This is a genomic window from Antarcticibacterium flavum (genome assembly GCF_006159205.1).
Classification (GTDB): domain Bacteria; phylum Bacteroidota; class Bacteroidia; order Flavobacteriales; family Flavobacteriaceae; genus Gillisia; species Gillisia flava.
In genome coordinates this window covers 1,132,695-1,159,261 of record NZ_CP040812.1, presented here as the reverse complement: position 1 = coordinate 1,159,261, position 26,567 = coordinate 1,132,695, and the positions used below count along the sequence as shown (strand labels likewise).

The window sequence follows — 26,567 nt, the reverse complement described above, 5'->3', positions numbered from 1 at the left end:
CCTCCTTTTTTTATTTATATAGAGTATTATTATGCTCTGTTAGCTTTCACTTTTATTGTTAAAGTGATCTCATCATTGATGAAATTATCACCTAAGCTATCAAAAACAGATTTCGAACCATAATTTACATTCCACTTGGTACGGTCAATTGTGAAGGTCTCACTTGTAAGCTCTAACCCTTCCTCTTGTTGGTTAATATTTACAGGAAACTCCACGTTCTTGGTCTCCCCACGCATAGTAAGGTTCCCCTGTAACATAGTTTGCCCATTTTCTTCTGAAATGCCTGTAACCTCGAATCTTGCATCTGGGTACTCATTTACATTGAAAAAATCTCCTTCTTTACCTTCAACAGTTCCTTTTAGGTGAGCTTCAAGGTTCTCTTTTTCCTCTCCTTCAAGATCTGTCACAGTAATGGAGTTCATGTCGATTACAAAAGTACCACTTTCAACTATGCTGTCGTTTGCATAAAAAGATCCTTCAGCAATATCTATAGTACCGGTGTGGGTACCGGTAGGTTTTTTACCTTCCCATTCGATAACAGATGAACTTGTGTCAACACGGTATTCCACAGCTTCAGCATTTGCAGTGGCTGCTTCTCTTGCTTCCTCTGTTTTCGCTTCGCGGTTATCATTTTTACAACCTACTGTCGCCATTCCAATAGCTGCGATCATAAAAACGTTTAGAAATGTTTTTTTCATTTTTTACTTTTTATTTTATTAAGCTGCAAAATTAAGGCTTCCACTATGAATCAAATCATAAAATTATGATAAAATAAAAGCGGTGACATTTTGACATTTTTCTAAGATTGGCAGCAAATTTGACTTTACAGAGAGAAACAAATTTTGTGATATAATGAATAAAGATCAGGAAAGTATTCAGGACGAAAATATAAAACATAATCAGCACGATAATGAACAGGATGGCCCTGCTGAAGAATTTATTAATGATGGGGTAGAGTCAATGGCTGAGGAAGAAAGCAAAGGGGAATCCCAGAATAACGATTCATCTAAAAAAGACGATCAAGCAGAGCAGGGGAGTGAAACGGAACAATTAAAGGCCGATCTTGATAAAGAAAAAGATAAGTTTTTAAGGTTGTTTGCTGAGTTTGAGAATTATAAAAGAAGGACCTCGAAGGAGCGGCTTGAATTGTTTAAAACGGCAAACCAGGAAGTAATGACAGCTTTACTGCCTGTGCTTGATGATTTTGACAGGGCTCTTAACGAAATAAGAAAGGCCAAAGATAAAAACCTTGTTAAGGGAGTGGAGCTCATCCATAATAAATTTAAGGAAACCCTACGAAGCAAAGGCCTGGAGGCTATGGAAGTTAAAGAGGGAGATGCTTTTGATGCCGATGTTCATGAGGCCATAACTCAAATTCCTGCACCAAATGACAAACTTAAAGGCAAGATTGTTGATGTGGTGGAGCGTGGTTATAAACTTGGTGAAAGAATTGTTCGCTATCCCAAAGTAGTGACCGGCAAATAGTCAGGTCGCAATAGGAATTTCAAAAAAACAAGATGAAAGAAGATTATTACGAAATATTAGGAATAAGTAAGAATGCATCTGTGGCAGAGATCAAGAAAGCCTACAGGAAGAAAGCTATTGAGTTCCATCCAGATAAAAATCCGGGTGACACTCATGCAGAGGAAATGTTTAAGAAGGCTGCAGAGGCTTACGAAGTATTGAGTAATGAAGATAAGCGCGCCAAATATGACCGGTTTGGCCACCAGGCCTTTGAAGGAGGCTTTGGCGGCGGTGGTGGAATGAATATGGATGACATATTCAGTCAGTTTGGTGATATCTTTGGTGGCGGCTTTGGAGGCGGTGGTTTTTCCGGGTTTGGCGGTGGCTTTGGCGGCGGCCAGCGAAGGGCTAAAGGGAGTAACCTTAGAATTAGGGTAAGCCTTACCCTGGAGGAAATTGCCAACGGTGCCGAAAAGAAAATCAAAGTTAAAAGAAAAGTCCAGGCACCGGGAACTACTTATAAGACTTGTAGTACCTGTAATGGAACAGGACAGGTTACGCGTATAACAAATACGATCCTTGGCCGCATGCAAACAGCCTCACCTTGTACTACTTGTGGAGGAGCAGGCCAGATGATAGACAAGAAACCTGCAAATGCAGATGCCCAGGGACTGGTTTCACAGGATGAAACGGTTTCGATCAAAATTCCTGCAGGTGTAGAAGATGGAATGCAACTAAAAGTTACCGGGAAAGGAAATGATGCTCCAGGTAATGGGATTCCAGGAGACTTGCTAGTAGCTATTGAAGAAAAGGAACATCCAACCCTGCAACGGGAAGGTGATAACCTTCATTATGATCTATATATAAGCTTCTCTGAGGCAGCACTTGGAGCTTCAAGGGAAATTGACACCGTTACCGGAAAGGTTCGAATAAAAGTGGAAGAAGGTGTGCAAAGTGGTAAGATCCTGCGCCTGCGAGGTAAAGGTATCCCAAATTTAAATGGATATGGAAAAGGAGATCTTTTGGTGCACGTGAATGTATGGACCCCAAGAGTTCTTAACCGGGAACAACGCGAATTTTTTGAGAAAATGGCAACCGATGAAAATTTTCAACCAAGCCCGGAGATGAGTGATAAATCATTTTTTGAAAAAGTTAAAGATATGTTTTCTTAAAAACTGGAATTTTAAGATAATTTTTATATATTTGAGTATCACTAAAATCTTTAGTGATAATTTTTCTTTTTCATAGCAATTTTTTTCCCATCCTTAAATCATTTTAAGGGTGGGTTTTTGTTTTATACCGGAGGTTGCGGGCCTTTTTTATAAAATCCTCTTAAATTAAAATCAGTCTAGGCCTATTTCAATATCTTTACTTCTTAAATTTTTCTTTATGGCAGATCTCTTAGTGGCAGATAATATTTGCAAAAATTTTGGTAATTTTACTGCACTAGATGATATTTCAATAACAATTCCCACACAAAGCATTTTTGGATTACTTGGGCCCAATGGTGCAGGTAAAACCACCTTTTTAAGGATCATTAATCAAATTACGATGCCAGACACCGGGAAGGTGTATTTTGAAGGTGAGCCTTTGCATCCTTCTCATGTAGGACATATTGGATATCTGCCAGAGGAACGTGGGTTATATAAATCCATGAAAGTAGGGGAGCAGGCCCTTTACCTGGCACGCTTAAAAGGTTTAAGCAAAGCCCAGGCGAAAGAACGCCTTGAGTTTTGGTTTACCAGGCTTGGTATCACGCACTGGTGGGATAAGAAGATACAGGAATTGTCAAAGGGTATGGCCCAAAAAGTGCAGTTTGTGATCACCGTTCTTCATAATCCAAAGCTATTGATCTTTGATGAACCATTTAGTGGTTTTGACCCTGTAAATGCTGGAATAATAAAAAAAGAGATCCTGTATTTGAGGGAGCAAGGCGCCACTATTTTATTCTCAACCCATCGCATGGAAAGTGTTGAGGAGCTTTGTGAGTATATGGCCCTCATCCACAATTCCAAGAAATTGCTTGATGGAAAAGTGGCCGATATAAAGAGGGAATATAAATCCAATACCTTTGAGGTGGGCCTAAGTGCACCTAATGAGGAATCCCTGTTAAAAGAATTAAAGAGCAGGTTCATAGTAACTCCTGCCACCTATAAAAGCATTACAGAAGATCTTAAATTAAGATTACAAATAAAGGAAGATGAATCTCCAAATGACCTGCTTCATTATTTAATTGGGAGGGCACAGGTTAACCACTTTGTGGAGGTCATTCCCTCGGTCAACGATATATTCATTAAAACTGTTACCCAGGATGCGTAACCTTAAACTTATTATTCACAGGGAATATATGGCAAGGGTAAAGAACAAGACCTTTATCATAATGACTTTTCTAAGTCCTGTGATCCTGGTAGGAATGTTCCTGCTCATTGGTTACCTGAGCATGCTTAATAATAGCGAGGTACGAACGATAGGAGTGATAGACCAGAGCGGGATCTTTAGCGGGGAATTTGAAAATAACAACGAGGTGCTTTTTCTTGACCTTTCGGCTTTAAGTCTTGAGCAGGGAAGGGACCTGGTGCGGGAAAAGGACTATTATGGCTTGTTATATATACCCAATGTTGATAATAATATGGAGCTGGCCAGGTCCATAGAGATCTTCAGCAATGAGCCTCCGGGCCTCGGGGTCCTTCAGCAAATAGAAAGAACAATTTCAGAAAAGCTTACCACGAGGGAATTGATCCAAAGAGGGGTAGATATTACCCAGATAGAATCTTCAGAAGCACAGGTGAATATCCAGATACAGAATTTTGCAGGACAGCGCACTTCAAAGATGTCTTCCTATATTAAAATGATATTTGGAGGCATTGCGGGTTACCTGCTTATGATGTTCATCATTGTATATGGAAATATGGTGATGAGAAGCGTAATTGAAGAAAAGACGAACAGGATCATAGAGATCATTGTTTCCTCTGTAAAGCCTTTGCAGCTTATGTTGGGAAAGATCCTGGGCACTTCACTTGCAGGGTTGACGCAATTCGCTATTTGGGTTGTGCTGGGAGGAATCCTCTTATTTCTCACCGCTTCCTTAACCGGGATGGATTTGATGAGTGGCCAGCCACAGGCGCAGCAGGGACTGGAAGAATTAGGCAGCAGCGAGGTACAGCAGCTTATGATTGATGTTGCCAATTTACCTTTACTAACTCTTTTATTATCTTTCCTGGTATATTTTCTGGGCGGGTATTTTCTTTATAGCGCCATTTATGCGGCTATTGGCGCAGCGGTAGACAGTGAGACAGATACACAGCAGTTTATGTTCCCCATAATTTTGCCATTAATGCTGGGGATATATGTTGGTTTCTTTTCAGTAATTGAAAATCCACATGGGGTTGTGAGTACAATTTTTTCTATGATCCCCCTTACTTCTCCTATCGTTATGCTTATGCGAATTCCTTTTGGAGTTCCATGGTGGGAGCTTGGCATCTCTATTGGGCTTCTTATCATAACTAATTTTGGGGTTTTGTGGCTGGCGGCAAAAATCTATCGTGTTGGTATCCTTATGTATGGTAAGAAACCTACTTATAAGGAATTGTATAAGTGGTTGAGATATTAATATGATGAAATAATAAGTAATAATAGTATTCCCTGCCTTTTATAAAGTCCTGTATAGAGATATTATCATAGATTTAACAGCCCCCTGCTGCTCACTTTGTTAGTTTTACAGGATATAAAATCATCCCCTTCCTATGAATTGGTTTGTAAAATTGTTTGCTTTTTTGATTTTAACAAGTCTTACCAATAATTCCCTGGCTCAAAGTACAGACCTGGCAAGGCTGGAGTATACGTACTTTCCCCAGGCAAATTCAGATAACTCCTTCAGAAGGTTTCGCACATCTGTAAACATACCTTTGAAATTGAATGACAAGGGAGCCTATCTCGTACCGGGAGTAGAGTATGAAAATATCAATTTTAAATTTGAGGATAAGACCCCATTTGCAAAAAGAGGTACCCTGGACAGGTTCCAGTCCTTTACGGCAACCCTGGGATATACCTTTAAGATAAATGAGGCCTGGAGATTTGGGGGGCTTGGAGGTGTGATGGTAGCTTCCAATTTTGAGACCTCTAAAGTTATCAAGGATGATTATCTTTATACAGGAGCAGTTTTTTTTCTCAAAGACAGAGATGAGGCCCCGGGAGAAGTGCCAACACGGCTTATTTTGGGATTGCATTATTCAACTACGTCTGGATTTCCTTTTCCCCTGCCCATCGTGAATTATTACCGGGAATTTCGTCCAAATTGGTCTTATACGCTGGGAGTTCCAAAATCGAATGTGAAATACTCCTTAACCGGCCGTAGTGAGTTGCAGGCTTTTGTAACCCTGGATGGATTTTATGCGAATATACAGGAGAACAGGGCTATCCCAAATTCTTCTAATCTTGGAGAGAATATTTCCATGACTATTTTATTGGCAGGAGTGGGATATGAATATAAAATTACAAATCATTTAGTATATTATCTGTATGGTGGGCATACTCTTATGAATGACATTAGAATAAGGGATGATAACCGGGATGATGTATATGAAATAAATAAAGTAAATACATTTTATGGCCGTACAGGCTTAAAAATTAGTATATTATAAATATGGCAAAGATTCTAATTATTGAAGACGAAGCGGCAATACGCCGGGTCCTTGTAAAAATACTTTCTGAAGAAAATAAAACTTATGAAGTTGACGAGGCCGAAGATGGCCTCGCGGGAGTGGAAAAAGTGAAGGAAGAAGATTTTGACCTCGTATTATGTGATATCAAAATGCCTAAGATGGACGGGATAGAGGTCCTTGAGGCTATAAGAAAGATCAAACCAGAGATTCCTGTTGTGATGATCTCGGGCCATGGAGATCTGGATACGGCTGTAAATACTATGAGACTGGGCGCCTTTGATTACATCTCAAAACCCCCAGATCTTAACCGGCTGCTTAATACTGTGCGCAATGCCCTTGACAGGAAGGAGTTGGTTGTTGAAAATACCCGGCTTAAGAAAAAGGTTGGTAAAAATTATGAGATGGTGGGAGAATCGCCTGCAATTTCCAGAATTAAAAATATCATTGAGAAAGTCGCGCCTACAGATGCTCGTGTACTTATCACCGGTCCTAACGGAACAGGTAAGGAGCTGGTAGCTCATTGGCTTCACCAAAAGAGCGAAAGGTCCAAAGGGCCAATGATTGAAGTGAATTGTGCCGCTATCCCATCAGAGCTTATTGAAAGCGAATTGTTTGGCCACGTGAAAGGCGCATTTACCTCTGCCAACAGGGACAGGGCCGGGAAATTTGAAGCCGCCAACGGCGGCACTATTTTCCTGGATGAGATAGGGGATATGAGCCTCTCTGCCCAGGCTAAGGTGTTAAGGGCTTTGCAGGAAAACAAAATCTCCAGGGTTGGAAGTGATAAGGATATTAAGGTAGATGTAAGGGTTGTGGCCGCCACAAACAAGGACCTTAAAAAAGAAATTGAGGATAAGAAATTTCGGGAAGACCTTTTTCATAGACTGGCCGTGATCCTTATAGAGGTGCCGCCATTGAATGAAAGACGGGAAGATATCCCGCTGCTGGTTGAATTTTTCAGTGAAAAGATCACCGAGGAGCAGGGTGGTAATAAAAAGGAATTTACACCAGAGGCTATTGACCTGCTTAAAGAATATAACTGGACAGGGAATATACGGGAGCTTCGTAACGTGGTTGAAAGACTTATTATCCTTGGTAGCAGCCAGGTAACGGAGGAAGATGTGAGGCTTTTCGCAAGTAAGAACTAGGACAGGGGGTATTAACTGCAAGCACAGCCGTCTTTTAAATTTTAGAGGTTAAGATGACTGTTCTTTCAGGGATTTTGGGATGTATCTTAAGAAATACATAGTATCCCCGCTTGGATGATTCCATTTATGGAATAGTTCAAATCCAAATCTTTGATATACAATGGCGTTTTGCCGCATCCTGGTTTCAGCATAGAGCGGAAGTTTGAATTTTTCTGCCCGGCGATAGAATTCATCCTTCATTTCCTTACCGGTTTGGGTATCGGCCCCGCGGGCATCTGCCAGGATCCCCCAGAACCAGCAATAAAGATATTCCCCTTCTTTGGGACGTTGGTTCTTGATATAAGATTGAGATTTAAGGATCTTCATGGCGTTCTTAAAGCCGGTGACATTTTTTAGAAGACCAATTTGTGTAGGTAGTTCCTGCCAGAAATTCTCATCCTTCTTACTTGTTTTGAATAAGATCGCAATACCTTTTTGATTTTCAGAAATAATAAGGGCATCCTTTTCAATAGCTTTTTCGACCATATGGGTTGCCAGGTAATGAAATCGTTGATCCTTTTTTGAATCATCTTTTACAATTTCCATGGAAGTAGGTATTTCCTTAAGGAGAATTGCAACTTTTTCAATAACTTCTTCTTTTTTCAAGCTTTCAGCATTTAAGGGCGAAGATAAAAAAAATATAGCTGAAGAGATTGTATATTTAGGGAAACACGAAGCTTACCAATGAAAAATATCGACCACAACCAATTTAGAGTAACATCTCCTATTAATGTAAAAGAACTTGGTACCTCCATAGACATGGAGGCAGATGAGAAAGAGATCAAAAAACATCTTAAGGAGACAAGGAAAAAACTGGCCGACTGGCAGGATACCTTATATGCCCATAAAAAATATTCAGTGCTGTTTTGCATCCAGGGAATGGATACCTCTGGGAAAGATAGTTTAATAAGGGAGGTGTTTAAAGGGTTTAATTCGCGCGGAGTTGTAGTGCACAGTTTTAAGGTGCCAAGCTCAAAGGAACTTAAACACGATTATCTGTGGCGGCATTATATAGCACTTCCTGAACGGGGTAAATTTGGGGTGTTCAATCGTACACATTATGAGAATGTGCTGGTCACCAGGGTGCATCCAGAATATATACTTAAGGAGAACCTCCCGCAGGTTAAAAACCTGGATGATATTGATGACGAGTTCTGGGAAAGGAGGTTTAACCAAATAAGGAATTTTGAGAAACACCTGGAAGAAAATGGGACTATCATTTTTAAATTCTTTCTAAATATTTCCAAAGAAGAGCAACGGCAAAGGCTCTTAAGAAGATTGCGAAAACCTAACAAGAACTGGAAATTCTCTCCTGGGGACCTGGAAGAAAGAAAGCTTTGGAGCAAATATCGGGAGTATTATCAAGACGCTATTAACAGGACTTCTTCAGAGAAGGCACCGTGGTATATTATCCCGGCAGATGATAAAGCCACTGCCCGCTACCTGGTTGCCAAAGTGTTATGGGAAGAGCTATCTAAATATAATGACGTAAAAGAGCCGGAATTACCTGCAGATATACGTCATAATCTTGAGGATTATAAGGAGCAATTACAAAAAGAACACTAACCCGGTTTCCTTTTAAGGATTTATTTTTTTTATTTAGCTGAAAATTTAATGACTATGAAAAAGTTTCTCTTTCTGTTTTTATTTGGAATAACCGCCCCTGGATTTTCCCAGGAGCAAACTTCAACTGAAGATTCCCTGGAGATTAGAAAGATCTATGATATGGCACTGCTAAATGGGCAGGCATATAACTGGCTGGAACATTTATCATTGAAAATTGGTCCCCGGCTCTCGGGATCCCTTAATGCCCAGAGAGCTGTTGAATATACCAGGAATGAACTGGAGGAACTGGGCCTGGATAAAGTTTGGTTACAATCTGTAATGGTTCCAAAATGGGTGCGGGGAGCAAAAGAAAGAGCCTATGTCCAAACCGATGCCACCACCCGTAGAGAGATCAAGATTGCTGCCCTTGGTGGCTCTGTTTCGACTCCTGCAAATGGTACAAAAGCCGGGGTTATCGAGGTGCAGGGGATAGAAGATCTCGCAAGGTACGGGGAAAAAGAGATCAAGGGAAAGATCGTTTTCTTTAACAGGCCAATGCGGGCAGATGTTATAAATACCTTTGAGGCATATGGTGAATGTGTCGATCAACGCTATGCAGGCGCGGCAGAGGCGGCTAAATATGGCGCTACCGGGGTGATTGTTCGTTCCCTCACTCACAGGCTGGATGATTTTCCCCACACGGGAAGCATGACCTATAATGACCTGCCTGTTTCTAAAAGAATACCCGCGGCTGCTATAAGTACAAATGATGCCGAATATCTAAGCTCCTTGCTAAAATTGGATCCCACAGCAGAGCTTTATATGAAAATTAACAGCAGGCAAATGGAGGATGTGGAATCCTTTAATGTCATAGGAGAGATCACCGGCTCTGAATTTCCAAATGAATATATCGTCGTGGGTGGCCACCTGGATTCCTGGGACCTGGGAGATGGCTCCCATGATGACGGTGCCGGGGTGGTTCAATCTATGGAAGTCCTGCGCCTTTTTAGGGAATTAGGGTATAAACCTAAAAGAAGCATACGAGTGGTGCTTTTTATGAATGAAGAGAATGGCCTAAGGGGGGTAATAAGTATGCCGAAATGGTCAAACAAAATAAAGAAAACCACATCTTTGCACTTGAAAGCGATGCCGGTGGGTTCACTCCCCGCGGATTTTCCTTTGATGCCGGTGATTCTCAATTTGCTCAAATAGAAAAATGGAAATCCCTGTTTGAACCATATTTGATCCATCAATTTGACCGCGGTGGGAGCGGGGCAGATATTGGCCCACTTAAGAACAATTCCATCGTACTGGCAGGACTCCGGGCAGATTCCCAGAGATATTTTGACCATCACCATTCAGATAATGACACCTTTGAGCATATCAACAAAAGGGAACTTGAACTTGGTGCAGCTACTATGACGTCTCTCATATATTTAGTGGACAAATATGGGTTTAATCGTATTAGAAATGTGGAGGAGCCTAAAATGTAGTTGAAACCGGATTACGCGGAGAGGATAGTCGTTAGTCTTTAGTCTTTAGTCGTTAGAGGGATTTGTTGTTTGGGGTTTGGCGTTTGGTGTTTGGTGTTGTTTACCGTTTACCGTTCGCTGTTTTCCGTTTTCCGTTTACCGTTTGCTGTTTTTCCTTTGATTTGGAATTTGGTGCTTGGAGTTTGTTTGTTGTTGGGTCGCGATAAGTGGGGTGATTCTCCTATTTTCGAGTCTATTTTTATATAACCACGGAGTTTGGCGGAGTTCTTATTTTTAACATGTATAGACTATTTAAGTTCCACTTTCCCTTTAAAATAAACTAACTGCATGGAGGTCTGCAATCTAAAATCTTGCAGTGCAGCATTCTTTTTTATATTGCTCCCCTATGGGGGTAGGGAGCCACGTCCAGACTTTCCTCTCTCCTCTTTCCACTTTCCACTTTTTTAAAGAATGAACTGCAATCATTAATATATACATGCTATTATAATTCAATCAATATAAAATTTCCTCAGCAGGAAAAGCATACTATCTTTGCACACTAATTTTCGGCTTTGCAATTATCACAATATACGAGGGAATTTCGCACCAACTTAAACATCGCCTTCCCGGTGATGATGGGGCAGTTGGGGCACGTGCTGGTGGGGCTGGTGGATAATCTTATGATTGGAAGACTGGGTGCTGCTCCCCTGGCAGCTGTTTCACTTGGGAATAGTTTGGTTTTCATTGCCTTGTCCCTGGGAATAGGATTTTCTTTTGCCATCACACCCTTGATCGCAGAGGCCGATGGCGCCGGGGATCTTGATAAAGGCCGCAGCTACTTCCATCATGGGATCATCCTGAGTGCTACAAGCGGAGTCTTTTTGTTCCTCTTGCTACTGCTGGCCAAACCTATCCTATACCACCTGGACCAGCCGCCCGAGGTGGTGGAGCTTGCAATTCCCTATCTGGAGATCGTAGCTTTCTCGATGATCCCTCTAATGATCTTCCAGGGCTATAAGCAGTTTGCAGATGGGCTCTCCCAAACCAAATATGCAATGTATGCTACCCTTATTGCCAATGTGGTGAATGTAGTGGCAAACTTCCTTCTTATTTACGGGATATGGATATTTCCAAGACTGGAGCTGGAAGGGGCTGCCATTGGAACGCTCATTTCCCGCTTCTTTATGCTGTGGTTCATTTGGGAAATCCTTAGGAGAAAGAAGAAATTCAGGGATTACTTTATTTGGAGTAAAAGAAACCTTATAAAGCCTGAAATATTTAAACGTCTTTTATCACTTGGCTTTCCCACTGCACTACAAATGTTCTTTGAAGTGGGTATTTTTACCGGTACTATTATTCTTGCGGGAACTCTGGGAACGAATCCACAGGCAGCAAACCAAATCGCCCTCAACCTGGCTTCAATGACCTTTATGATCGCAGTGGGGCTTGGAGTTACTGCCACGATAAGGGTAGGAAACCAAAAGGGATTAAGGAATTACAGGGATCTAAGACGAATAGCTTTTTCTACCTTCCTCCTGGTATTCCTTATCGAGGCGGTGTTTGCGATTGGGTTTATTCTCATGAAAGACTGGCTGCCAACTTTATATATAGATAATATGGAGGTGATCCTACTGGCAGCGCAACTACTGGTAATAGCGGCTCTATTCCAGTTAAGCGATGGTTTGCAGGTGGTGATATTGGGAGCGCTAAGGGGGCTTCAGGATGTGAAGATCCCTACGCTTATCTGTTTTGTTGCGTACTGGATCATTGGTTTCCCTGTATCTATCTATTTTGGACGGGAAGATCAGCTGGGAAGTATGGGCATCTGGTTGGGTCTTCTCGCGGGTTTAACAGCTTCAGCAGTGATGCTTCATTTTAGATTTAACTATCTTAGCAAAGAATTGATCCTGAAGCAGGAAACAGCCCTCGAAAAGCCAGCTGTTTGATGTGAAGAATAACCTTCAGAAACAAGATGAAGAATGATCTTTTCTGAAACATTTAATTTTAATAGAAACTAAACGATCTATGGATTTTCCAAAATTCCTTTTAGGTGATAATACAGATTATCCCGATGCCATTTTTGTTGTACATACAGAATATCCACGATTTATTATAAATCTTGAAAACGACGATGTGGAGTGGCTCGAAGATTTTGACCAGAGTGATGAAAAAGAACTGGCCGAACAAGCTGAGGATTTGATCACCCAGGCGAATGAGTTTTATGACAGGGAGGTATCCCGTTACGAAGAGTAGATAAATGCTGGAAAAAATAAACGAGCTGGATCGCCAGCTGTTCTTTTATTTTAACAATCTCGGAAATTTCACCTGGGATCCTTTTTGGCTGCTGGTTACAGAAAAATGGACAGCCATTCCTCTCTATGCCTTGCTGCTTTATTTAATCTTTAGAAAGTTTAAATTAAAAGGAGCTATAATTACAGCAATCCTTATCGCCCTGCTCATTACGGTTACAGACCAGCTTGGCAATATCTTTAAAGATCATTTCATGCGCCTACGCCCTTGCGGACAGGAAGGAGTGATGGAATATGCCCGTTTTGTGGCTAAACGTTGTGGCAGGTATGGGTATTTTTCTGCACATGCTTCCAACTCCATGGGAGTGGCAGTGTTCCTGGGAATTATTTTAAAGAAGTATTACCACTATCTCATCTACTTCTTACTTGGCTGGTCCCTGCTGGTATCGTATAGCAGGGTATACCTTGGAGTACACTATCCCGGGGATATTTTGACGGGGATGTTTATTGGTGCTCTTTTCGGGTATTTGTTTTCCTTACTCCACAATTACCTTATGAGGCGTTTTAGGGTTCCTGCAGGATAAGAAGGTAGTAATTTCGAATAAGACGGTTATTTGTACCTGTTTGATGAACCGGGTTGAGGTCCAGTACCCCTAGGGCTTCAGTTTTATATTCAGGGAAGTCCTTTTTCCATTCGGGAAAAGCACTTTCCTCTACCAGCAGAAGAAATCTTTTGGCGGTAGGAGCGGGAGTTTTTTCCAGAACCTGTGGGATCGAAGTCCCAAAATGCCAAACCAGCTCTGGCAACATACTCTTATAATCGTATACCTTGAGGTTTTCCTTAATACTTAGTTCTTTTATGTGAGCTACATTAGGAGAATTTCTTTCCGGGTTTATTAATTTCAACAGTGGAAAACCTGCTGCAATAATTATGATCATGAGGCTTACCTGCAGCCCAAAAAGCAACTTCATATTCTTTTTTATAAGTGCGTAAATAAATGCTAAAGCGCATCCTAACATAAGTATGGAAAAAATGAAGAAAGTCCATTTCATTTCCAGGATCTCTGTTCCTGCAATTACTACCAATGTTACAGGGATAGCCAGCGAGATTATTATAAGCACTACAAAGTTGAAGTAAACTGGGATCTTTTCAAGGACTTTAAATTTATTTTTAAAGTTCTTTATAACATATTCTGCATAAAAACCTGTAGTGGTGGCCAGCGGGATGAGGACGGGAAGCAGGTACCTGCTTTTCTTTTCAGGAATTATGGACAGAAGTACCACAGAGCAGACAACCCACAGGAAGAAAAATTTATAGGCACCGGGTTTAGAGATTTTTGGTTTAAGGTACCAATATCCCAATCCCATAAGTGCCGGGATGGTCCAAATGCCGCTTTGGGTAAAGAAACTCCAGTAATAATAAAATGGTCGCACGTTATAATTAAACCAGCGATCACTCTCTACCTCTGCAATGCGGGTAAATTCGGCCGGGTCATAATAATGCACGAGTAAGGTCCACCAACCCCCGGTAAGTAGCCCAATAACAACCATTAACAGCAGTGACTTCCATTTAAGCTGTAGATTTTTGAATCTAAAAGTGAACGCATAGCTAATAAGGAAAGGCAGGAACAGAGCGTAGACTGATACCGGACCTTTGCTCATTAAGCTCGCTCCCAGGAAGAGGCCTGCGTACACTGCATTTTTATAATCTTCATCCGGCTTTTTTAAAAGCCGGATAAGGAAAAAAATACTGCCGGCCATAAAGCTGTGGGTAAATATATCCCATTGCCCTTCACGGCCGGCAAAGAAAACATAGAACGAGGTGATCAAAATAAGGGAGGAAAGGAAAGCCAGGGATTTATGCAGCTTTAGTTCCAGTTGTATCCTGTAGAATATCCACATTAAAAATAAAGATGCCAGGGCGGCAGGAAGACGATATGCATATAAGCTTTCCTCTCCAAAGATCCCTGCGCTTATTGCCGTTAGCCATGTGGGCAGGGGCGGCTTTTGATACCTGGGCATCTCGTTCATGGTAGTAAAGATCCAGTTATCATGAACCAGCATTTCCCTTGCAGTTATAAAATTACGGGCTTCCATGATATTCACAAAAAGTGCATCAAGGTTCATAAGAAAAACCAGGCTGCCGGCCAGGAGCAGAAGCAACTGCGGATATTTATGGTAAAGGTGTGGAAGCAGCTTCAAGCTATTTTGTGTTTTTTTCTTTTATATGGTAATTGATGTAAGTCTTCTTCATCCATACATATCCAAAGCAATCAAACAATGGCCCCAGGAACCTGTTCTTAAAGCTGTATTTTGATACCCCGGCACTTCGTGGGTAATGAGGAACAGGTACTTCTTTTATCCTGCCCTTTTGTAAAAGGATCATTGCGGGAATAAACCTTTGTAAGCCGGTAAACATGGGTATTTGCTTAGCATTTTGGGTATGTATGACCTTAAGTGGGCATCCTGTGTCATGAATTCCATCATTGATGAAAAGTCCCCTTACCTTATTACCTACTAAGGAGGAGATCTTTTTGACACCAGTATCTTCCCGCACCTGCCTCCAGCCGGTGACAAGTTCATAGTCATTGGCAAAAACCAGTAATCGTTCAAAATCTTCTGGATGGGTTTGAAGATCGGCATCCATATAACCCAGCAGGGGGGAGGTAGTGGCTTCAAAACCTGCTTTAAGTGCAGCACCTTTTCCTGCATTTTCCTGGAATAATATTCGATATATATCTTGATTTCTGTCGCTTATTTCCCTTATCATCTCTGTGCTACCATCTGTAGATCCATCATCCACAAGAATAACACAGGTCTTTTTCGATGCTTTTTTAAGGTATTCAAGCAACATTTCTTCCAGTCGCTTCAAACTTTCCGATTCATTGTAAACCGGAATTATGATCGTAAACTCATACTTCATTCCATAACTTTATCAAATGTTTTGCTGCTGCAAAGGGACTGGTCTTTTTTTGCTCAATAGCCTTTAGCTGCACCTGCAATTCTTTTTTTATTTCAGGATGTTGGTAAAAACTCTTCTTTAAATGTTCATTGATAGTTTGTAACATCCAGAATTTATTTTGTTCGTGCCTGTTTGCTTCAAAAAAGCCATTGGCCTGCACAAGCTCGAGATAATTCATTATTTCCTCCCAAACTTCAGGGATCCCTTGATGATTGATTGCACTGCTTAAGAGCACCTGTGGCTGCCACCGGCTTTCCCGTGGAGGATATAGATTCAATGCCCTTTTAAATTCAAGCCTGGCATCCCTGGCTGCTTTCTGGTTCTCCCCATCGGCCTTATTGATCACTATAAGATCTGCCATTTCAATGATCCCTCTTTTTATTCCCTGGAGCTCGTCCCCGGCACCGGCAAGCTTAAGCAAAAGAAAAAAATCTGTCATACTATGAACGGTAGTCTCACTTTGTCCTACACCCACTGTCTCAATAAGCAAGACATCAAAACCGGCCGCTTCACATAGAACTATACTTTCCCTGGTTTTTTGCGCAACCCCTCCAAGAGAATCACCAGAGGGTGATGGTCTTATAAAAGCATTCTCCATTGTTACCAGTTTCTCCATCCTGGTCTTATCGCCCATTATACTTCCATGAGTAACACTGCTAGAGGGATCAACTGCGAGCACAGCAACTTTTTTGCCCTTCGATACCAGGTAGGTTCCAAAAGCTTCTATAAAAGTACTTTTTCCTACACCCGGCACCCCTGTTATCCCAATTCGTACAGAACGTTGGGCGTGTGGTAAACAGGCTTCTATTACCTTTTGCGCTCGTTCCAGGTGGTCTTGTTGATGGCTTTCAACAAGCGTAATGGCGCGCCCCAAAGCGGTTTTGTTGCCGGCAAGAATTTTCCCTACTAGCTCCTCTTCAGGTATCTGTTTTTTTCTGAAGGCTTTGATCCTGGCTATAGATTTTGGATTAATACCCGGGGTAGAAGGAGTACCTTCAGACTCGTGTAATGCAGATTTATTGCGGGATTTATCCAAAACAGGTAAATAGATTTATGACAAATTTAAGAAACTTCCTTTGATGTAAACTGCAATAGTAGGTATATTCCAAAATTATATAATTCTATTAAACAGAAAAATAATGAAAAGATTATACAAAGCCGCTGTAACAGCCTCTGGCGGGAGGGAAGGCCATGTTAAAAGTGAGGACGGGATCCTTGATATGGATGTAAGTTTACCTAAAGGCCTTGGTGGCAAGGGTGAAAAGAAAACAAACCCTGAACAACTTTTTGGAGCCGCTTATGCTGCCTGTTACGGTAGCGCCTTGCAGGTAGTGGCAGAAAAACATAAGGTAGACCTTGGAGATTTTAACGTGACCGCTACGGTGGGAATAGGAAAAACCGAAGAAGGTGACCTTCAATTATCTGTAATCCTTGATTCCTGGATACCGGGAGTTGACGTTGAAACCGGGGAAAAACTAGTGAATGAGGCTCACGAGATATGTCCTTATTCAAGAGCCACCAGGGATAATATAGATGTTACACTTAACCTTTTACTGGACGAATAATTAACGGGATATTTATTTAAGGATTTAAAGGAGCGCCACGGGCGCTTCTTTTTTTGTTTGAATGGGAACGCTTACCAGGGTTTGGTCCCAGGCCAAATTAAGTGTTATCATCTCATTTCCTTTATCAAAAAAGATGCTGAACTGCTCCAGGGGGTCTTGCATTTCTTTCACCGGTACTTCCAGGATGAGCGTATCAAAGTCAGGATCCCTGTATGGTTTCTTATCCTTATCAATTCCCCAGGGATACATTTTTGAATTAAAGATCACTTTCCAGCTCTCGGGGCCTGGAATGGTCCAAAGCGTATATTTTCCCGAAGCTAAAAATGAGCCATCCACCAAAAGGTCCTGGTTTGTAGTAAAGGTAGTGGCTTCATTAGCTCCCGTACGCCATACTTCTCCATAGGGTACAAGGCCGCCAAATATCTCCCTTTCTTTTTTATATGGCCTGTTATAGAAAACCTCCAGCTCCAGGGACTGCTCCTGGTACACCACAATATCCTCAGGACTGTGGGCCTTGGTGCTATATCTTTGGAAAAAAAGTACAATAGCCACCACAACAAGCAGGCCTGCAACAATCTTAAGTATTGTACTAAAATTCATTTTCATTCTAAATGGTATTAATATACTCTACAGGTCTAAAATTATGCCATAAAAAGTAAAGTTAAACCTTTAATCATTGACAGGGTGTAAGCCACAATTAAAACCTCTTCGAGAATGCCGGGAGGGATAATATGGTTTTTATATCCCCGGTGCTTTAGCCTTTATCTTAATTTTCTTCTGAAAAAAATGTAATTTTTGCAACGCAAAGAAAATTGTTTCGTCTTTATGATACCAGCTAACCAATATTAAGTTAAATGCAACAGTTAATAGCAGATTGCCACGCAAATGACCGGAAGGCACAACTTAAGTTGTATAATCGTTACTGTGAAGGGATGTTCATCGTGGCAAAGCGTTTTTTAAAAGATCCTTTTGAGGCAGAAGATGCCATGCAGGAGGCTTTTATTAAAGCATTTTTAAAACTTCATCAATATAACGGGGATGTAACTTTTGGAGCCTGGCTAAAGAGAATAGTTATAAATAAATGCATTGACAAACTAAAATCCCGAAAGCTTGAGCTCGTGGCTTTAAATGAGCACGTGCTGGGCACAGCAGATGAGGATGAGAACTGGCAAATTGATGATGGCATAGGAATAGAGCAGGTTAAGAAGGCAATAGAAGACCTGCCCGAGAAATATAAATATCCGCTAATGTTATATCTCATAGAAGGATATGATCACGAGGAAATAGCAGAAATTCTAAATATTACCCAGGTGGCATCCCGAACCCTGGTTCATAGAGGAAAAAAGAAACTTCAGGAAGAACTAAAAACTATAAAAAATGGCACAGGACATTAGAGACATGTTCCGCGAAGATAAACCGGAGTCTAAGGAAAAATTAAATAAAGGCCATGAGCAACGCTTTAAGGCCAGGCTGGAAGAGGAAATGCCACTGAAACACAATAAGGGCAACAAATATTTTTACTTCAGTATTGCAGCTGTGCTGGTAGTAGCACTTGGAATAGGATTATTTCTTTTCAACGACCCCATTACAAACGGGAATGAGTTGGAACTGGTAGAAACTCCTGCGGTAGAGGAGGAGCCAGAAAATTCCCTGGAGCAAAGACAATTTCAGCTAAGTGATGTTTCTCCTGAATTCAAGCAAATAGAGAACTATTATATGGCCAGTATAAATTTGGAACTGGCAAAACTCGAAATAAACAATGACAACAAAGCCCTTATTGATGCATTTATGCTCGAACTGGAAGAACTCGATAAGGAATATCAACGTCTCAATGCCGAGTTAAATGAGGCAGGCCCCAACGAGCAAACAATAGAGGCAATGGTGGCAAACCTGCAGCTAAGACTGGAACTGCTGCTTAAATTAAAGAATAAATTAAACGAAATTAAAAACTCCAAAAATAAGAATTATGAGAATCTTCAAGCTTAATACCCTGTTACTTCTGCTGGTTTTATCCACAGGAACGGTTTTAGCCCAACACAAGAAGCTGGATAAGACCTTTAAGACAAATGAGGATGTTAAGATCAACCTGGACGCTAGGCATACCAATGTTAGCTTTGAAACCTGGAATAAAAACGAGGTGCGGGTTGAAGCTTATATCGATGGAAAAATAGATGCGGCTGAAGCCAAAGCTCTTCTCGACAGCTGGCAATTTGATGCCCGTGGCAACGCTGTTGAGGTTACTATTAGTTCAGGCGGAGGAATGATGAGGCAGCCAGATATGAATATGGCAGCACTTACTGAATCTCTTGGGCACCTCCAGGAACTCATTGCTCCTTTGATGACCGAGATGGTCGCCCCCATGATGCAAAGTTTTTCTGAAAACCCTCCACTTCCACCAGATTTTGCCGATAAAATGGGCGCACTTAATTTCGATTTTGAGGCCTATCAAAAGGACGGTGAAAAGTATATGAAGAAGTGGGAGGAGAAAATAGAACAGAAGTTCGGGAAAGATTTTGAAGCTTCCATGGAAAAATGGGCTGCCCAGTTTGAAAAGAATGCCGAGGTATGGGAGAAGAATATGGAAAAGAAAATGGAAGTAAAGGGAGAGAAATTTGAAAAATCCATGGAAAAATGGGCAGAGAGTTTTGGTGCAGAAATGGAAAAATGGGGAGAACAATTCGAGAAAGAAATGGAGGCCCGGGAAGGGAATTCCGGTGTCAGGGTAATGAGCATAAAAGGAGGGGCAAAAGCTAACCGTCACCTCAAAATTATGATACCTGCCAACGCAAAACTTAACCTTGATGTGAGGCACGGCGAGGTCAAACTGGGAGAAAAAACCACAAATCTTAAAGCCAGCCTTTCTCATAGCCAGTTAACGGCCAACATAATAGATGGGCAGGGTACAGAAGTAAAGGCGTCCTATTCTCCCATACGTGTTTCACAGTGGAATTATGGGGTGCTAAATACCAGCTATGTTCAAAACTGTGAGATCAAAAAAGCAAGGAGTATTAAGCTTGTTTCCAATTCCAGTGATGTGAGTATAGGTGAGATCGAAGAAACCGGGATCCTCTCGGGTACATTTGGAGAATTAAAAATTGGAAAGCTCAACCCTGCATTTAAAAACCTGGATATAAGTTTAAAGAACAGTGATTTGCACCTAAGTATCCCTAAAACAGGACTTAACTTTAATTACAATGGTTCCCAGAGCAAGATCGACTACCCTAAAGCTGCAACAGTGAAGTCTACCACATCATATGACAACCAATTGCTGAATGGATATTACGGTGCAGGAAATGCCAACAGGAGTATATCCATTAACGCAACTTTTAGTGAAATTGTAATAAAATAGGTTATTTTTGAAAAAAAATGACCAATGGCCACACAGGATTTTGCTAATCTTTTGAAGGAATGTACTACAGGGTTTACTCCTGTTATAGATACGAAGTATAAGCAAAAGGATTTTGTACATATAGATCTCTCAGGTAAAAATAAGGAGCTTAATGCCATTAAGATCCCATCCTCTGGAGAGTACAAAAAATATATAGATCAATATGTGGCTTCCAGGAAAGGAAAGGTGGCGTATGGCGGTTATAATGAAATACGTAATTTATACCAGCGCAGTGTGATATTCAATAATGAGAGTACACCATCACCCCGGGAGATACATATTGGACTTGACTTATGGTGTGATGGCGGTACAACAGTGCTGGCCCCGCTAGACGGGACAGTGCATAGTTTTCAGGATAATGAGGGTTTTGGGAACTATGGCCCTACTATTATCCTGGAACATGTGTTTGCAGAAAAGACTTTTTATACCCTGTATGGGCATTTGAGCCGGCCTTCGATTAAAAACCTAGCCTTTGGTCAAATTGTGGAAGCAGGTGATAAAATAGGAACCCTTGGTTCTTCTAAGGTAAACGGAGATTACGCTCCTCACCTACATTTCCAGGTTATTGATGATCTGCAGGGAAACTCGGGAGATTACCCTGGCGTAGCGGCAAAAGAGGATATTGAGTTCTATCTTGGTAATTGTCCCAATCCTAATTTGTTGTTGAAGATTGGTTAGAATTTAAGAGATAGGAGTTAGGGGTTGTCAGTTGTGAGTTATCGGTTGTCGGTTGTCAGTTGGGTTTCTATTAAGTTGAAGGATTTTCATTTCCTCGGGGCTATCTTTGTTTAACCACGGAGTATGAGGAGTTCTTCACGGAGTTTTTTTTAAGAAGAAACAAGAAACAAGAAACAGGAACCAAGAACCAAGAACCAGGATAATTTTTTGTGCTGAATGATTATCATTCTTCTCGAGACAACCTACAACCTACAACCTACATCCCTTCCACACTTATTCTACTCTCTTCGTCTTAACAAACCACGCGACTACTGCTGCAGTGACCACTCCCATAACCAAAGCGCCGAAGGTTGCCTGTATCATATAGGACCTAAGGCTAAAATAGGTTTCTGCCTGTTCCCTGGTCATCCTGTTATTCTCTACGCTGTAGGAGATGATGTTTTCAAAGTATTGAGGTGAGATGAGGGTGTAAACTATGTACTGGGAGAGGGGAGAGAGAATTGTGATTATAATCGTAAGCACGATCCCCGATGTAAATCCTTCTTTCCAGCTCATTTCATTTTTGAAGAACTTCAGCTTTTTCTCTCTTAAAGCCAGAATATAGATCACCACGGCTATTATTCCGAAGAAATTAGTATAGAGTGGGTGCTGGGCAATATAAACATCGTGCAGGCCAAAGATCACTTCGAGCCATACCCATAAGATGCCGGAGATAATGAAGATGATACCCCATTTAAGTTCAATGCTGAAATTTTTCATGAGTGGTTAGATTTAAAATAAAAGTAGGGAAAATTAATGTTGTGACCAGCACCTAATTAGAAGTGGATAATATCCTCATCCCCTTCATAGAACGCAAGATTTATTATTTAAGGATTTTCTGGTATAAAAAAATCCCGGCGTGCTGCCGGGATTTATGGTTTATGGCAAGGATGAATTACGGTTGGCTACCTGTCAATACCCAATCTCCTTTTTCTATAAGAGGAATGGCCTGTTTGTATTTCATACTTTTATTTTCACCTGTCATCACATTCTTAATGGTGACTTTGTCATTTCTTCCTATTTTAGCGTGCTCCCTTACAATAGTTTCAGTTACCTGCGGGCGTTGTTGAGTTCTTTGTCCGGCTGCACGGCTTTGTGCTGCACGTTCGTCCATATTTGGGATCTCTTCCTTGGAAGTTTCAACCTTCTCCTTACGACGGGTTTGTCTTGCTTCACTAATGTTCTGTACGTTTCCTTCCGGGATCTCTCCTTTGAACAGGAAAGAGATAACATCTTTGTTCACCAGGTCGATCATTACCTTGAAGAGTTCAAAAGCTTCAAATTTGTAAATTAATAGTGGATCCTTTTGTTCGTGAACTGCCAGCTGCACACTCTGCTTCAATTCATCCATTTTACGCAGGTGCGTTTTCCAGGATTCATCGATTATTGCAAGGGTGATATTCTTTTCGAAATCTTTTGTGAGCTGCTTTCCTTCGGTCTCGTAAGCTTTTTCAAGGTTTGTTACAACCTGCAGGCTCTTGGTACCATCTGTAAATGGAACAGCTATACGTTCAAAATTATTGGATTCGTCTTCAAAAACCTGTTTTATAATAGGGTAAGCGGTTTTCGCTGTACGCTCCATTTTGGCATGGTAATGCTCAAAGGCCGATTTATATACCTCACCGGCGATCTTCTGCACGTCCATTTTTGCAAATTCATCTTCAGTAACCGGGGAGCTCATTGAGAAATATCTTATAAGCTCAAACTCAAAATTCTTAAAATCCTGAGCCATTTTGTTGGTTTCAGTAATACTTTCAGCAGTATCAAAGATCATATTGGCGATATCTACCTTAAGACGTTCCCCGAACAATGCGTGGTAACGACGTTTGTAGATCACTTCTCGCTGGGCGTTCATTACATCATCATATTCAAGTAACCGCTTACGAACCCCAAAGTTGTTCTCCTCCACTTTTTTCTGAGCGCGTTCGATGGATTTAGAGATCATTGAATGCTGGATCACTTCGCCTTCTTCAAGACCCATACGGTCCATTAACTTGGCAATTCTTTCAGATCCAAATAAACGCATTAGGTTATCTTCCAAAGAAACATAGAACTGTGAACTTCCCGGATCTCCCTGTCGTCCTGCACGTCCTCGCAACTGCCTGTCCACACGCCTGGAGTCATGACGCTCTGTACCAATGATAGCAAGACCGCCTGCTTCTTTTACTTCCTTACTCAATTTAATATCTGTACCACGACCTGCCATGTTGGTAGCAATTGTTACTACCCCGGCATTACCGGCTTCAGCAACAATATCTGCCTCCTTCTTATGGAGTTTTGCGTTCAATACGTTATGCGGCACCTTACGTAGGGTAAGCATACGGCTCAAAAGTTCTGAAATCTCTACGGAAGTGGTACCAATAAGTACCGGTCTTCCTGCCCGTGAAAGTTCGGTAACCTGCTCGATTACCGCATTGAATTTTTCACGTTTGGTTTTATATACTAAATCCTCCTTATCATTACGGGCAATAGGCCGGTTGGTAGGAATTTCTACCACATCCATTTTATAGATCTCCCAGAATTCACCGGCCTCTGTAACCGCGGTACCTGTCATACCAGATAACTTGCGGTACATCCTGAAGTAGTTCTGCAGGGTAATGGTCGCGAAAGTTTGAGTGGCATCCTCAATCTTGACATTTTCCTTGGCTTCTATTGCCTGGTGAAGACCATCACTATATCGACGACCTTCCATAATACGACCGGTTTGCTCATCAACGATCTTAACCTTGTTCTCCATCACCACATACTCTGTGTCTTTCTCGAACAGGGTATAGGCTTTAAGAAGCTGCCGCATGGTATGAATACGTTCGCTCTTTACACTATAATCGCGGAAGAGTTCTTCTTTTTTCTCGGCTTCTTCCTCTTTGGTTAAACCTTCTTTTTCGATCTTGGCTATCTCCATTCCAATCTCCGGCATCACGAAGAAATCTGGATCATCCTTACCTGAAAGAAATTCGATCCCTTTATCTGTAAGATCTATTTGGTTATTCTTTTCTTCAATAACAAAATACAGCTCCTCATCTACCGTAGGCATCTCACGGTTATTATCGGCCATATATTTGTTTTCGGTCTTTTGGAGCAGTTGTCGAATTCCTTCTTCACTCAAAAATTTAATGAGCGCCTTGTTCTTTGGAAGTCCGCGGTAAACCCTTAAGAGTTGTAAGCCGCCTTCTTCTGTATTCCCTGCAGCAATAAGCTTTTTAGCCTCAGCCAGGATCTTTGTAAGATGCTGTCTTTGTACTTCTACCAGGTTTGAAATGGTAGGCTTTAGCACTTCAAATTCGTGGATATCCCCTTTAGGAATAGGTCCTGAAATAATAAGTGGGGTACGGGCATCATCAATTAAAACCGAATCCACCTCATCTACGATCGCATAGTTGTGCGGGCGTTGTACAAGATCATCTGGCGCATGGGACATGTTGTCACGCAGGTAGTCAAAACCAAACTCATTATTTGTCCCGTACGTAATATCAGCATTGTAAGCTTTTCTTCTTGCGGCAGAATTAGGCCTGTGGTAATCTATACAATCCACAGTTAGGCCGTGGAATTCAAATATAGGAGCCATCCAGGCGCTGTCACGTTTTGCGAGGTAGTCGTTAACGGTAATAAGGTGTACTCCATTTCCTGCAAGGGCGTTGAGGTACATAGGAAGAGTAGCTACAAGAGTTTTTCCTTCCCCTGTTTGCATCTCGGCGATCTTTCCCTGATGCATTGCAACCCCACCAATAAGCTGCACGTCATAGTGCACCATATCCCAGGTTACGGGTTTCCCGGCAGCGTCCCAGGAGTTATGCCAAATGGCCTGGTCGCCATCAAGTTCCACATAAGATTTTTCTGCAGAGATTTCACGGTCAAATGCACTTGCAGTCACTTTAAGCTGAGGATTGGCCACAAACCTTTTAGCGGTCTCCTTTACGGTCGCAAATGCTTCTGGCAGGATATCATTTAGAACATCCTGTGTAATCCCATACATAGTATCTTTTAATCCGTCAATTTCAGCATATATGTCTTCATTTCTGGTGATATCATCAGATGCGTCTGCTTCTTTATTGAGATCTTCTATTTGCTTTCTTACATCAGCAGTAGCATCAGAGATCTTCTTTTTAAAGGTGGTGGTCTTTTCGCGAAGTTCATCCAGGGAAAGTGCCTCGAACTCCTTTTCGAGGGCTTTTATTTTTTCCACAATGGGCTGTATTTCCTTGACGTCCTTCTTGGATTTATCGCCAACAAATACTTTTAATACAGAATCTAAAAAACTCATAGTTTTTTGTTGTTTTATACGGTTCAAATGTACGCAAAAAAAAAGCCTCAAATTTGAGACCTTTTTACTTTATCCTGCGTCATGTTTTTTAATATTCATCCTCATTCCAGAGGTAATCCTCATCTGTAGGATAATCAGGCCAAATTTCTTCGATAGAGTCATATGAGTCCCCTTCATCTTCAATAGACTGAAGGTTTTCCACTACTTCCAGCGGAGCGCCTGTTCGAATGGCATAATCGATCAACTCATCTTTTGTTGCCGGCCAGGGTGCATCACTTAGGTAGGATGCTAGTTCTAAAGTCCAATACATTGATTATCGGGTTTTGTTTTTTGCAAAAATAATTTTTTTGCTGTAATAGGCAAGTAAAAAATCTATTATTTCATCATTAATATAAAGAACATACTTTGCATTGGTAATGTTGGGGGCAATTACCTGTGAAAAAGGAAATCCACAGGGAGTTATTTACCTTTTTCAGGGATCCACTGGACCTCCTCTGCATTTAAATCTTTGGACAACTTTCGTGCCAGCACAAAAAGGTAGTCAGAGAGCCGGTTGAGGTACTGCAAAACCAGGACATCAAATGGGTTCAATTCGTGCAAAGCTGTAGCCATACGCTCTGCCCGCCTGCATACACAGCGTGCTATGTGACAGAATGACACTGCCTGGTGGCCACCTGGAAGAACAAAATGTGTCATTTCAGGCAATTCCTCATTCATCCTGTCCATTTCATCTTCAAGGAGCTTAATATCATCATTGGTGATCCCGGGTATGGTGAGGCGTTTTTTACCACTTTTCAACTGTGCTTTTTCAGGTTCAGTTGCCAGAGTGGAGCCAATGGTAAACAAACGGTCCTGCACCCGGTTAAGGACTTTGCGGGTGTCTTCGCCGCAATCCTGGTCCTTCACAAGCCCTATATGAGCATTAAGTTCATCTACGGTACCATAACTTTCTATCCTTATATGGTGTTTTGGCACACGGGTGCCACCAAATAGGGAAGTAGTTCCTTTATCACCGGTTTTAGTATAAATCTTCATTAGGATTCTTTTTAATTTTTTAATTGATGTATAGAACTTTGACTTATTCCAGAATCCTGGG

25 protein-coding genes and 1 pseudogene are annotated in these 26,567 nt (G+C 41.4%); 16 read left to right on the top strand and 10 right to left on the bottom strand.

Annotated elements, in window-relative coordinates; genetic code table 11:
* Window positions 1–29: 29 nt before the first annotated feature.
* A complete protein-coding gene (locus tag FHG64_RS04840; protein WP_139065360.1) occupies window positions 30–698 on the bottom strand; it encodes a YceI family protein in 669 nt (222 codons plus the stop codon).
* A gap of 154 nt (window positions 699–852) precedes the next feature.
* Between FHG64_RS04840 and FHG64_RS04835 the strand changes: the two genes are divergently transcribed.
* The 6 genes from FHG64_RS04835 to FHG64_RS04810 all read left to right on the top strand — a co-directional run bounded on the left by FHG64_RS04835 (window position 853) and on the right by FHG64_RS04810 (window position 7,273).
* The gene (locus FHG64_RS04835; protein ID WP_246054300.1) at window positions 853–1,485 is read left to right on the top strand and encodes a nucleotide exchange factor GrpE; all 633 of its coding nucleotides are present in this window, start codon (window positions 853–855) and stop codon (window positions 1,483–1,485) included.
* A 32-nt stretch (window positions 1,486–1,517) separates the two neighbouring features.
* On the top strand, window positions 1,518–2,636 hold the full coding sequence (gene dnaJ / locus FHG64_RS04830) for a molecular chaperone DnaJ (RefSeq protein ID WP_139065359.1): 1,119 nt from the start codon (window positions 1,518–1,520) through the stop codon (window positions 2,634–2,636).
* A 217-nt stretch (window positions 2,637–2,853) separates the two neighbouring features.
* Window positions 2,854–3,783 carry an ABC transporter ATP-binding protein gene (locus tag FHG64_RS04825; protein WP_139065358.1) on the top strand — a complete coding sequence of 310 codons (930 nt, stop codon included), beginning with the start codon at window positions 2,854–2,856 and terminating at the stop codon, window positions 3,781–3,783.
* On the top strand, window positions 3,776–5,074 hold the full coding sequence (locus FHG64_RS04820) for an ABC transporter permease (protein WP_139065357.1): 1,299 nt from the start codon (window positions 3,776–3,778) through the stop codon (window positions 5,072–5,074). Before FHG64_RS04825 ends, FHG64_RS04820 begins: the two co-directional genes overlap by 8 nt.
* 133 nt (window positions 5,075–5,207) lie before the next feature.
* Complete coding sequence (locus tag FHG64_RS04815; protein WP_139065356.1) at window positions 5,208–6,104, top strand: DUF6268 family outer membrane beta-barrel protein; 897 nt, start codon at window positions 5,208–5,210, stop codon at window positions 6,102–6,104.
* Between the two features lie 2 nt (window positions 6,105–6,106).
* Window positions 6,107–7,273 carry a sigma-54-dependent transcriptional regulator gene (locus tag FHG64_RS04810; RefSeq protein WP_139065355.1) on the top strand — a complete coding sequence of 389 codons (1,167 nt, stop codon included), beginning with the start codon at window positions 6,107–6,109 and terminating at the stop codon, window positions 7,271–7,273.
* A 48-nt stretch (window positions 7,274–7,321) separates the two neighbouring features.
* Here the strand turns inward: FHG64_RS04810 and FHG64_RS04805 are convergent, their stop codons facing one another.
* On the bottom strand, window positions 7,322–7,918 hold the full coding sequence (locus tag FHG64_RS04805) for a hypothetical protein (RefSeq protein WP_139065354.1): 597 nt from the start codon (window positions 7,916–7,918) through the stop codon (window positions 7,322–7,324).
* A 78-nt stretch (window positions 7,919–7,996) separates the two neighbouring features.
* Between FHG64_RS04805 and FHG64_RS04800 the strand changes: the two genes are divergently transcribed.
* The 5 genes and pseudogenes from FHG64_RS04800 (at window position 7,997) to FHG64_RS04780 (ending at window position 13,162) form a co-directional block, all read left to right on the top strand.
* Window positions 7,997–8,878 (top strand): PPK2 family polyphosphate kinase, encoded by an 882-nt coding sequence (locus tag FHG64_RS04800; RefSeq protein WP_139065353.1) that lies wholly within the window; start codon window positions 7,997–7,999, stop codon window positions 8,876–8,878.
* Between the two features lie 54 nt (window positions 8,879–8,932).
* Window positions 8,933–10,350, top strand: a pseudogene (locus tag FHG64_RS04795) (M20/M25/M40 family metallo-hydrolase).
* 551 nt (window positions 10,351–10,901) lie between these two features.
* Window positions 10,902–12,275: an MATE family efflux transporter gene (locus tag FHG64_RS04790; RefSeq protein WP_139065352.1), complete on the top strand. Its 1,374-nt coding sequence runs from the start codon at window positions 10,902–10,904 to the stop codon at window positions 12,273–12,275.
* A gap of 79 nt (window positions 12,276–12,354) precedes the next feature.
* The gene (locus FHG64_RS04785) at window positions 12,355–12,582 is read left to right on the top strand and encodes a hypothetical protein (protein ID WP_139065351.1); all 228 of its coding nucleotides are present in this window, start codon (window positions 12,355–12,357) and stop codon (window positions 12,580–12,582) included.
* A 4-nt stretch (window positions 12,583–12,586) separates the two neighbouring features.
* Complete coding sequence (locus FHG64_RS04780; protein WP_139065350.1) at window positions 12,587–13,162, top strand: phosphatase PAP2 family protein; 576 nt, start codon at window positions 12,587–12,589, stop codon at window positions 13,160–13,162.
* Here the strand turns inward: FHG64_RS04780 and FHG64_RS04775 are convergent.
* From FHG64_RS04775 to meaB, 3 genes are read right to left on the bottom strand one after another with little or no spacing between them, the layout of a single operon-like run.
* Window positions 13,143–14,780, bottom strand: a complete 1,638-nt coding sequence (locus tag FHG64_RS04775; protein ID WP_246054298.1) for an ArnT family glycosyltransferase — start codon at window positions 14,778–14,780, stop codon at window positions 13,143–13,145. The genes FHG64_RS04780 and FHG64_RS04775 overlap by 20 nt on opposite strands.
* Before the next feature lies 1 nt (window position 14,781).
* On the bottom strand, window positions 14,782–15,501 hold the full coding sequence (locus FHG64_RS04770) for a glycosyltransferase family 2 protein (RefSeq protein WP_139065349.1): 720 nt from the start codon (window positions 15,499–15,501) through the stop codon (window positions 14,782–14,784).
* Window positions 15,491–16,576: a methylmalonyl Co-A mutase-associated GTPase MeaB gene (gene meaB / locus FHG64_RS04765; RefSeq protein ID WP_139065348.1), complete on the bottom strand. Its 1,086-nt coding sequence runs from the start codon at window positions 16,574–16,576 to the stop codon at window positions 15,491–15,493. Before meaB ends, FHG64_RS04770 begins: the two co-directional genes overlap by 11 nt.
* 103 nt (window positions 16,577–16,679) lie before the next feature.
* Here meaB and FHG64_RS04760 point away from each other — a divergent pair, with 103 nt between their 5' ends.
* Window positions 16,680–17,105 (top strand): organic hydroperoxide resistance protein, encoded by a 426-nt coding sequence (locus FHG64_RS04760; RefSeq protein WP_139065347.1) that lies wholly within the window; start codon window positions 16,680–16,682, stop codon window positions 17,103–17,105.
* A gap of 24 nt (window positions 17,106–17,129) precedes the next feature.
* Here FHG64_RS04760 and FHG64_RS04755 read toward each other — a convergent pair whose 3' ends face one another.
* Entirely contained in the window at window positions 17,130–17,711 is a 582-nt protein-coding gene (locus FHG64_RS04755; RefSeq protein WP_139065346.1) for a DUF2911 domain-containing protein, read from the bottom strand.
* Between the two features lie 248 nt (window positions 17,712–17,959).
* Between FHG64_RS04755 and FHG64_RS04750 the strand changes: the two genes are divergently transcribed.
* The 4 genes from FHG64_RS04750 to FHG64_RS04735 are packed head-to-tail and all read left to right on the top strand — an operon-like array spanning window position 17,960 to window position 21,171.
* A complete protein-coding gene (locus FHG64_RS04750) occupies window positions 17,960–18,499 on the top strand; it encodes an RNA polymerase sigma factor (protein WP_139065345.1) in 540 nt (179 codons plus the stop codon).
* Entirely contained in the window at window positions 18,483–19,091 is a 609-nt protein-coding gene (locus FHG64_RS04745) for a hypothetical protein (RefSeq protein WP_139065344.1), read from the top strand. The genes FHG64_RS04750 and FHG64_RS04745 overlap by 17 nt, the downstream gene beginning before the upstream one ends.
* On the top strand, window positions 19,072–20,454 hold the full coding sequence (locus tag FHG64_RS04740; protein ID WP_139065343.1) for a type 1 periplasmic-binding domain-containing protein: 1,383 nt from the start codon (window positions 19,072–19,074) through the stop codon (window positions 20,452–20,454). Before FHG64_RS04745 ends, FHG64_RS04740 begins: the two co-directional genes overlap by 20 nt.
* A gap of 24 nt (window positions 20,455–20,478) precedes the next feature.
* Window positions 20,479–21,171: a peptidoglycan DD-metalloendopeptidase family protein gene (locus FHG64_RS04735; protein ID WP_139065342.1), complete on the top strand. Its 693-nt coding sequence runs from the start codon at window positions 20,479–20,481 to the stop codon at window positions 21,169–21,171.
* A gap of 273 nt (window positions 21,172–21,444) precedes the next feature.
* On the opposite strand, the gene FHG64_RS04730 is transcribed toward FHG64_RS04735, so the two are convergent.
* From FHG64_RS04730 to FHG64_RS04715, 4 genes are all read right to left on the bottom strand, one after another.
* Window positions 21,445–21,930 carry a DUF4199 domain-containing protein gene (locus FHG64_RS04730; protein WP_139065341.1) on the bottom strand — a complete coding sequence of 162 codons (486 nt, stop codon included), beginning with the start codon at window positions 21,928–21,930 and terminating at the stop codon, window positions 21,445–21,447.
* Between the two features lie 175 nt (window positions 21,931–22,105).
* Window positions 22,106–25,471: a preprotein translocase subunit SecA gene (gene secA / locus FHG64_RS04725; protein WP_139065340.1), complete on the bottom strand. Its 3,366-nt coding sequence runs from the start codon at window positions 25,469–25,471 to the stop codon at window positions 22,106–22,108.
* Window positions 25,472–25,559: 88 nt separating this feature from the next.
* Window positions 25,560–25,781 (bottom strand): DUF2795 domain-containing protein, encoded by a 222-nt coding sequence (locus FHG64_RS04720; RefSeq protein ID WP_006989959.1) that lies wholly within the window; start codon window positions 25,779–25,781, stop codon window positions 25,560–25,562.
* Window positions 25,782–25,930: 149 nt separating this feature from the next.
* Window positions 25,931–26,506: a cob(I)yrinic acid a,c-diamide adenosyltransferase gene (locus FHG64_RS04715; RefSeq protein WP_139065339.1), complete on the bottom strand. Its 576-nt coding sequence runs from the start codon at window positions 26,504–26,506 to the stop codon at window positions 25,931–25,933.
* Window positions 26,507–26,567: the final 61 nt, after the last annotated feature.

Bases quoted from the DNA above. Each gene is read 5' to 3' on its own strand.
- FHG64_RS04840 (WP_139065360.1), bottom strand. From the start codon at position 698: ATGAAAAAAACATTTCTAAACGTTTTTATGATCGCAGCTATTGGAATG.
- FHG64_RS04835 (WP_246054300.1), top strand. From the start codon at position 853: ATGAATAAAGATCAGGAAAGTATTCAGGACGAAAATATAAAACATAAT.
- dnaJ (WP_139065359.1), top strand. From the start codon at position 1,518: ATGAAAGAAGATTATTACGAAATATTAGGAATAAGTAAGAATGCATCT.
- FHG64_RS04825 (WP_139065358.1), top strand. From the start codon at position 2,854: ATGGCAGATCTCTTAGTGGCAGATAATATTTGCAAAAATTTTGGTAAT.
- FHG64_RS04820 (WP_139065357.1), top strand. From the start codon at position 3,776: ATGCGTAACCTTAAACTTATTATTCACAGGGAATATATGGCAAGGGTA.
- FHG64_RS04815 (WP_139065356.1), top strand. From the start codon at position 5,208: ATGAATTGGTTTGTAAAATTGTTTGCTTTTTTGATTTTAACAAGTCTT.
- FHG64_RS04810 (WP_139065355.1), top strand. From the start codon at position 6,107: ATGGCAAAGATTCTAATTATTGAAGACGAAGCGGCAATACGCCGGGTC.
- FHG64_RS04800 (WP_139065353.1), top strand. From the start codon at position 7,997: ATGAAAAATATCGACCACAACCAATTTAGAGTAACATCTCCTATTAAT.
- FHG64_RS04785 (WP_139065351.1), top strand. From the start codon at position 12,355: ATGGATTTTCCAAAATTCCTTTTAGGTGATAATACAGATTATCCCGAT.
- FHG64_RS04780 (WP_139065350.1), top strand. From the start codon at position 12,587: ATGCTGGAAAAAATAAACGAGCTGGATCGCCAGCTGTTCTTTTATTTT.
- FHG64_RS04770 (WP_139065349.1), bottom strand. From the start codon at position 15,501: ATGAAGTATGAGTTTACGATCATAATTCCGGTTTACAATGAATCGGAA.
- FHG64_RS04760 (WP_139065347.1), top strand. From the start codon at position 16,680: ATGAAAAGATTATACAAAGCCGCTGTAACAGCCTCTGGCGGGAGGGAA.
- FHG64_RS04755 (WP_139065346.1), bottom strand. From the start codon at position 17,711: ATGAAAATGAATTTTAGTACAATACTTAAGATTGTTGCAGGCCTGCTT.
- FHG64_RS04750 (WP_139065345.1), top strand. From the start codon at position 17,960: ATGCAACAGTTAATAGCAGATTGCCACGCAAATGACCGGAAGGCACAA.
- FHG64_RS04745 (WP_139065344.1), top strand. From the start codon at position 18,483: ATGGCACAGGACATTAGAGACATGTTCCGCGAAGATAAACCGGAGTCT.
- FHG64_RS04740 (WP_139065343.1), top strand. From the start codon at position 19,072: ATGAGAATCTTCAAGCTTAATACCCTGTTACTTCTGCTGGTTTTATCC.
- FHG64_RS04735 (WP_139065342.1), top strand. From the start codon at position 20,479: ATGGCCACACAGGATTTTGCTAATCTTTTGAAGGAATGTACTACAGGG.
- FHG64_RS04730 (WP_139065341.1), bottom strand. From the start codon at position 21,930: ATGAAAAATTTCAGCATTGAACTTAAATGGGGTATCATCTTCATTATC.
- secA (WP_139065340.1), bottom strand. From the start codon at position 25,471: ATGAGTTTTTTAGATTCTGTATTAAAAGTATTTGTTGGCGATAAATCC.
- FHG64_RS04720 (WP_006989959.1), bottom strand. From the start codon at position 25,781: ATGTATTGGACTTTAGAACTAGCATCCTACCTAAGTGATGCACCCTGG.
- FHG64_RS04715 (WP_139065339.1), bottom strand. From the start codon at position 26,506: ATGAAGATTTATACTAAAACCGGTGATAAAGGAACTACTTCCCTATTT.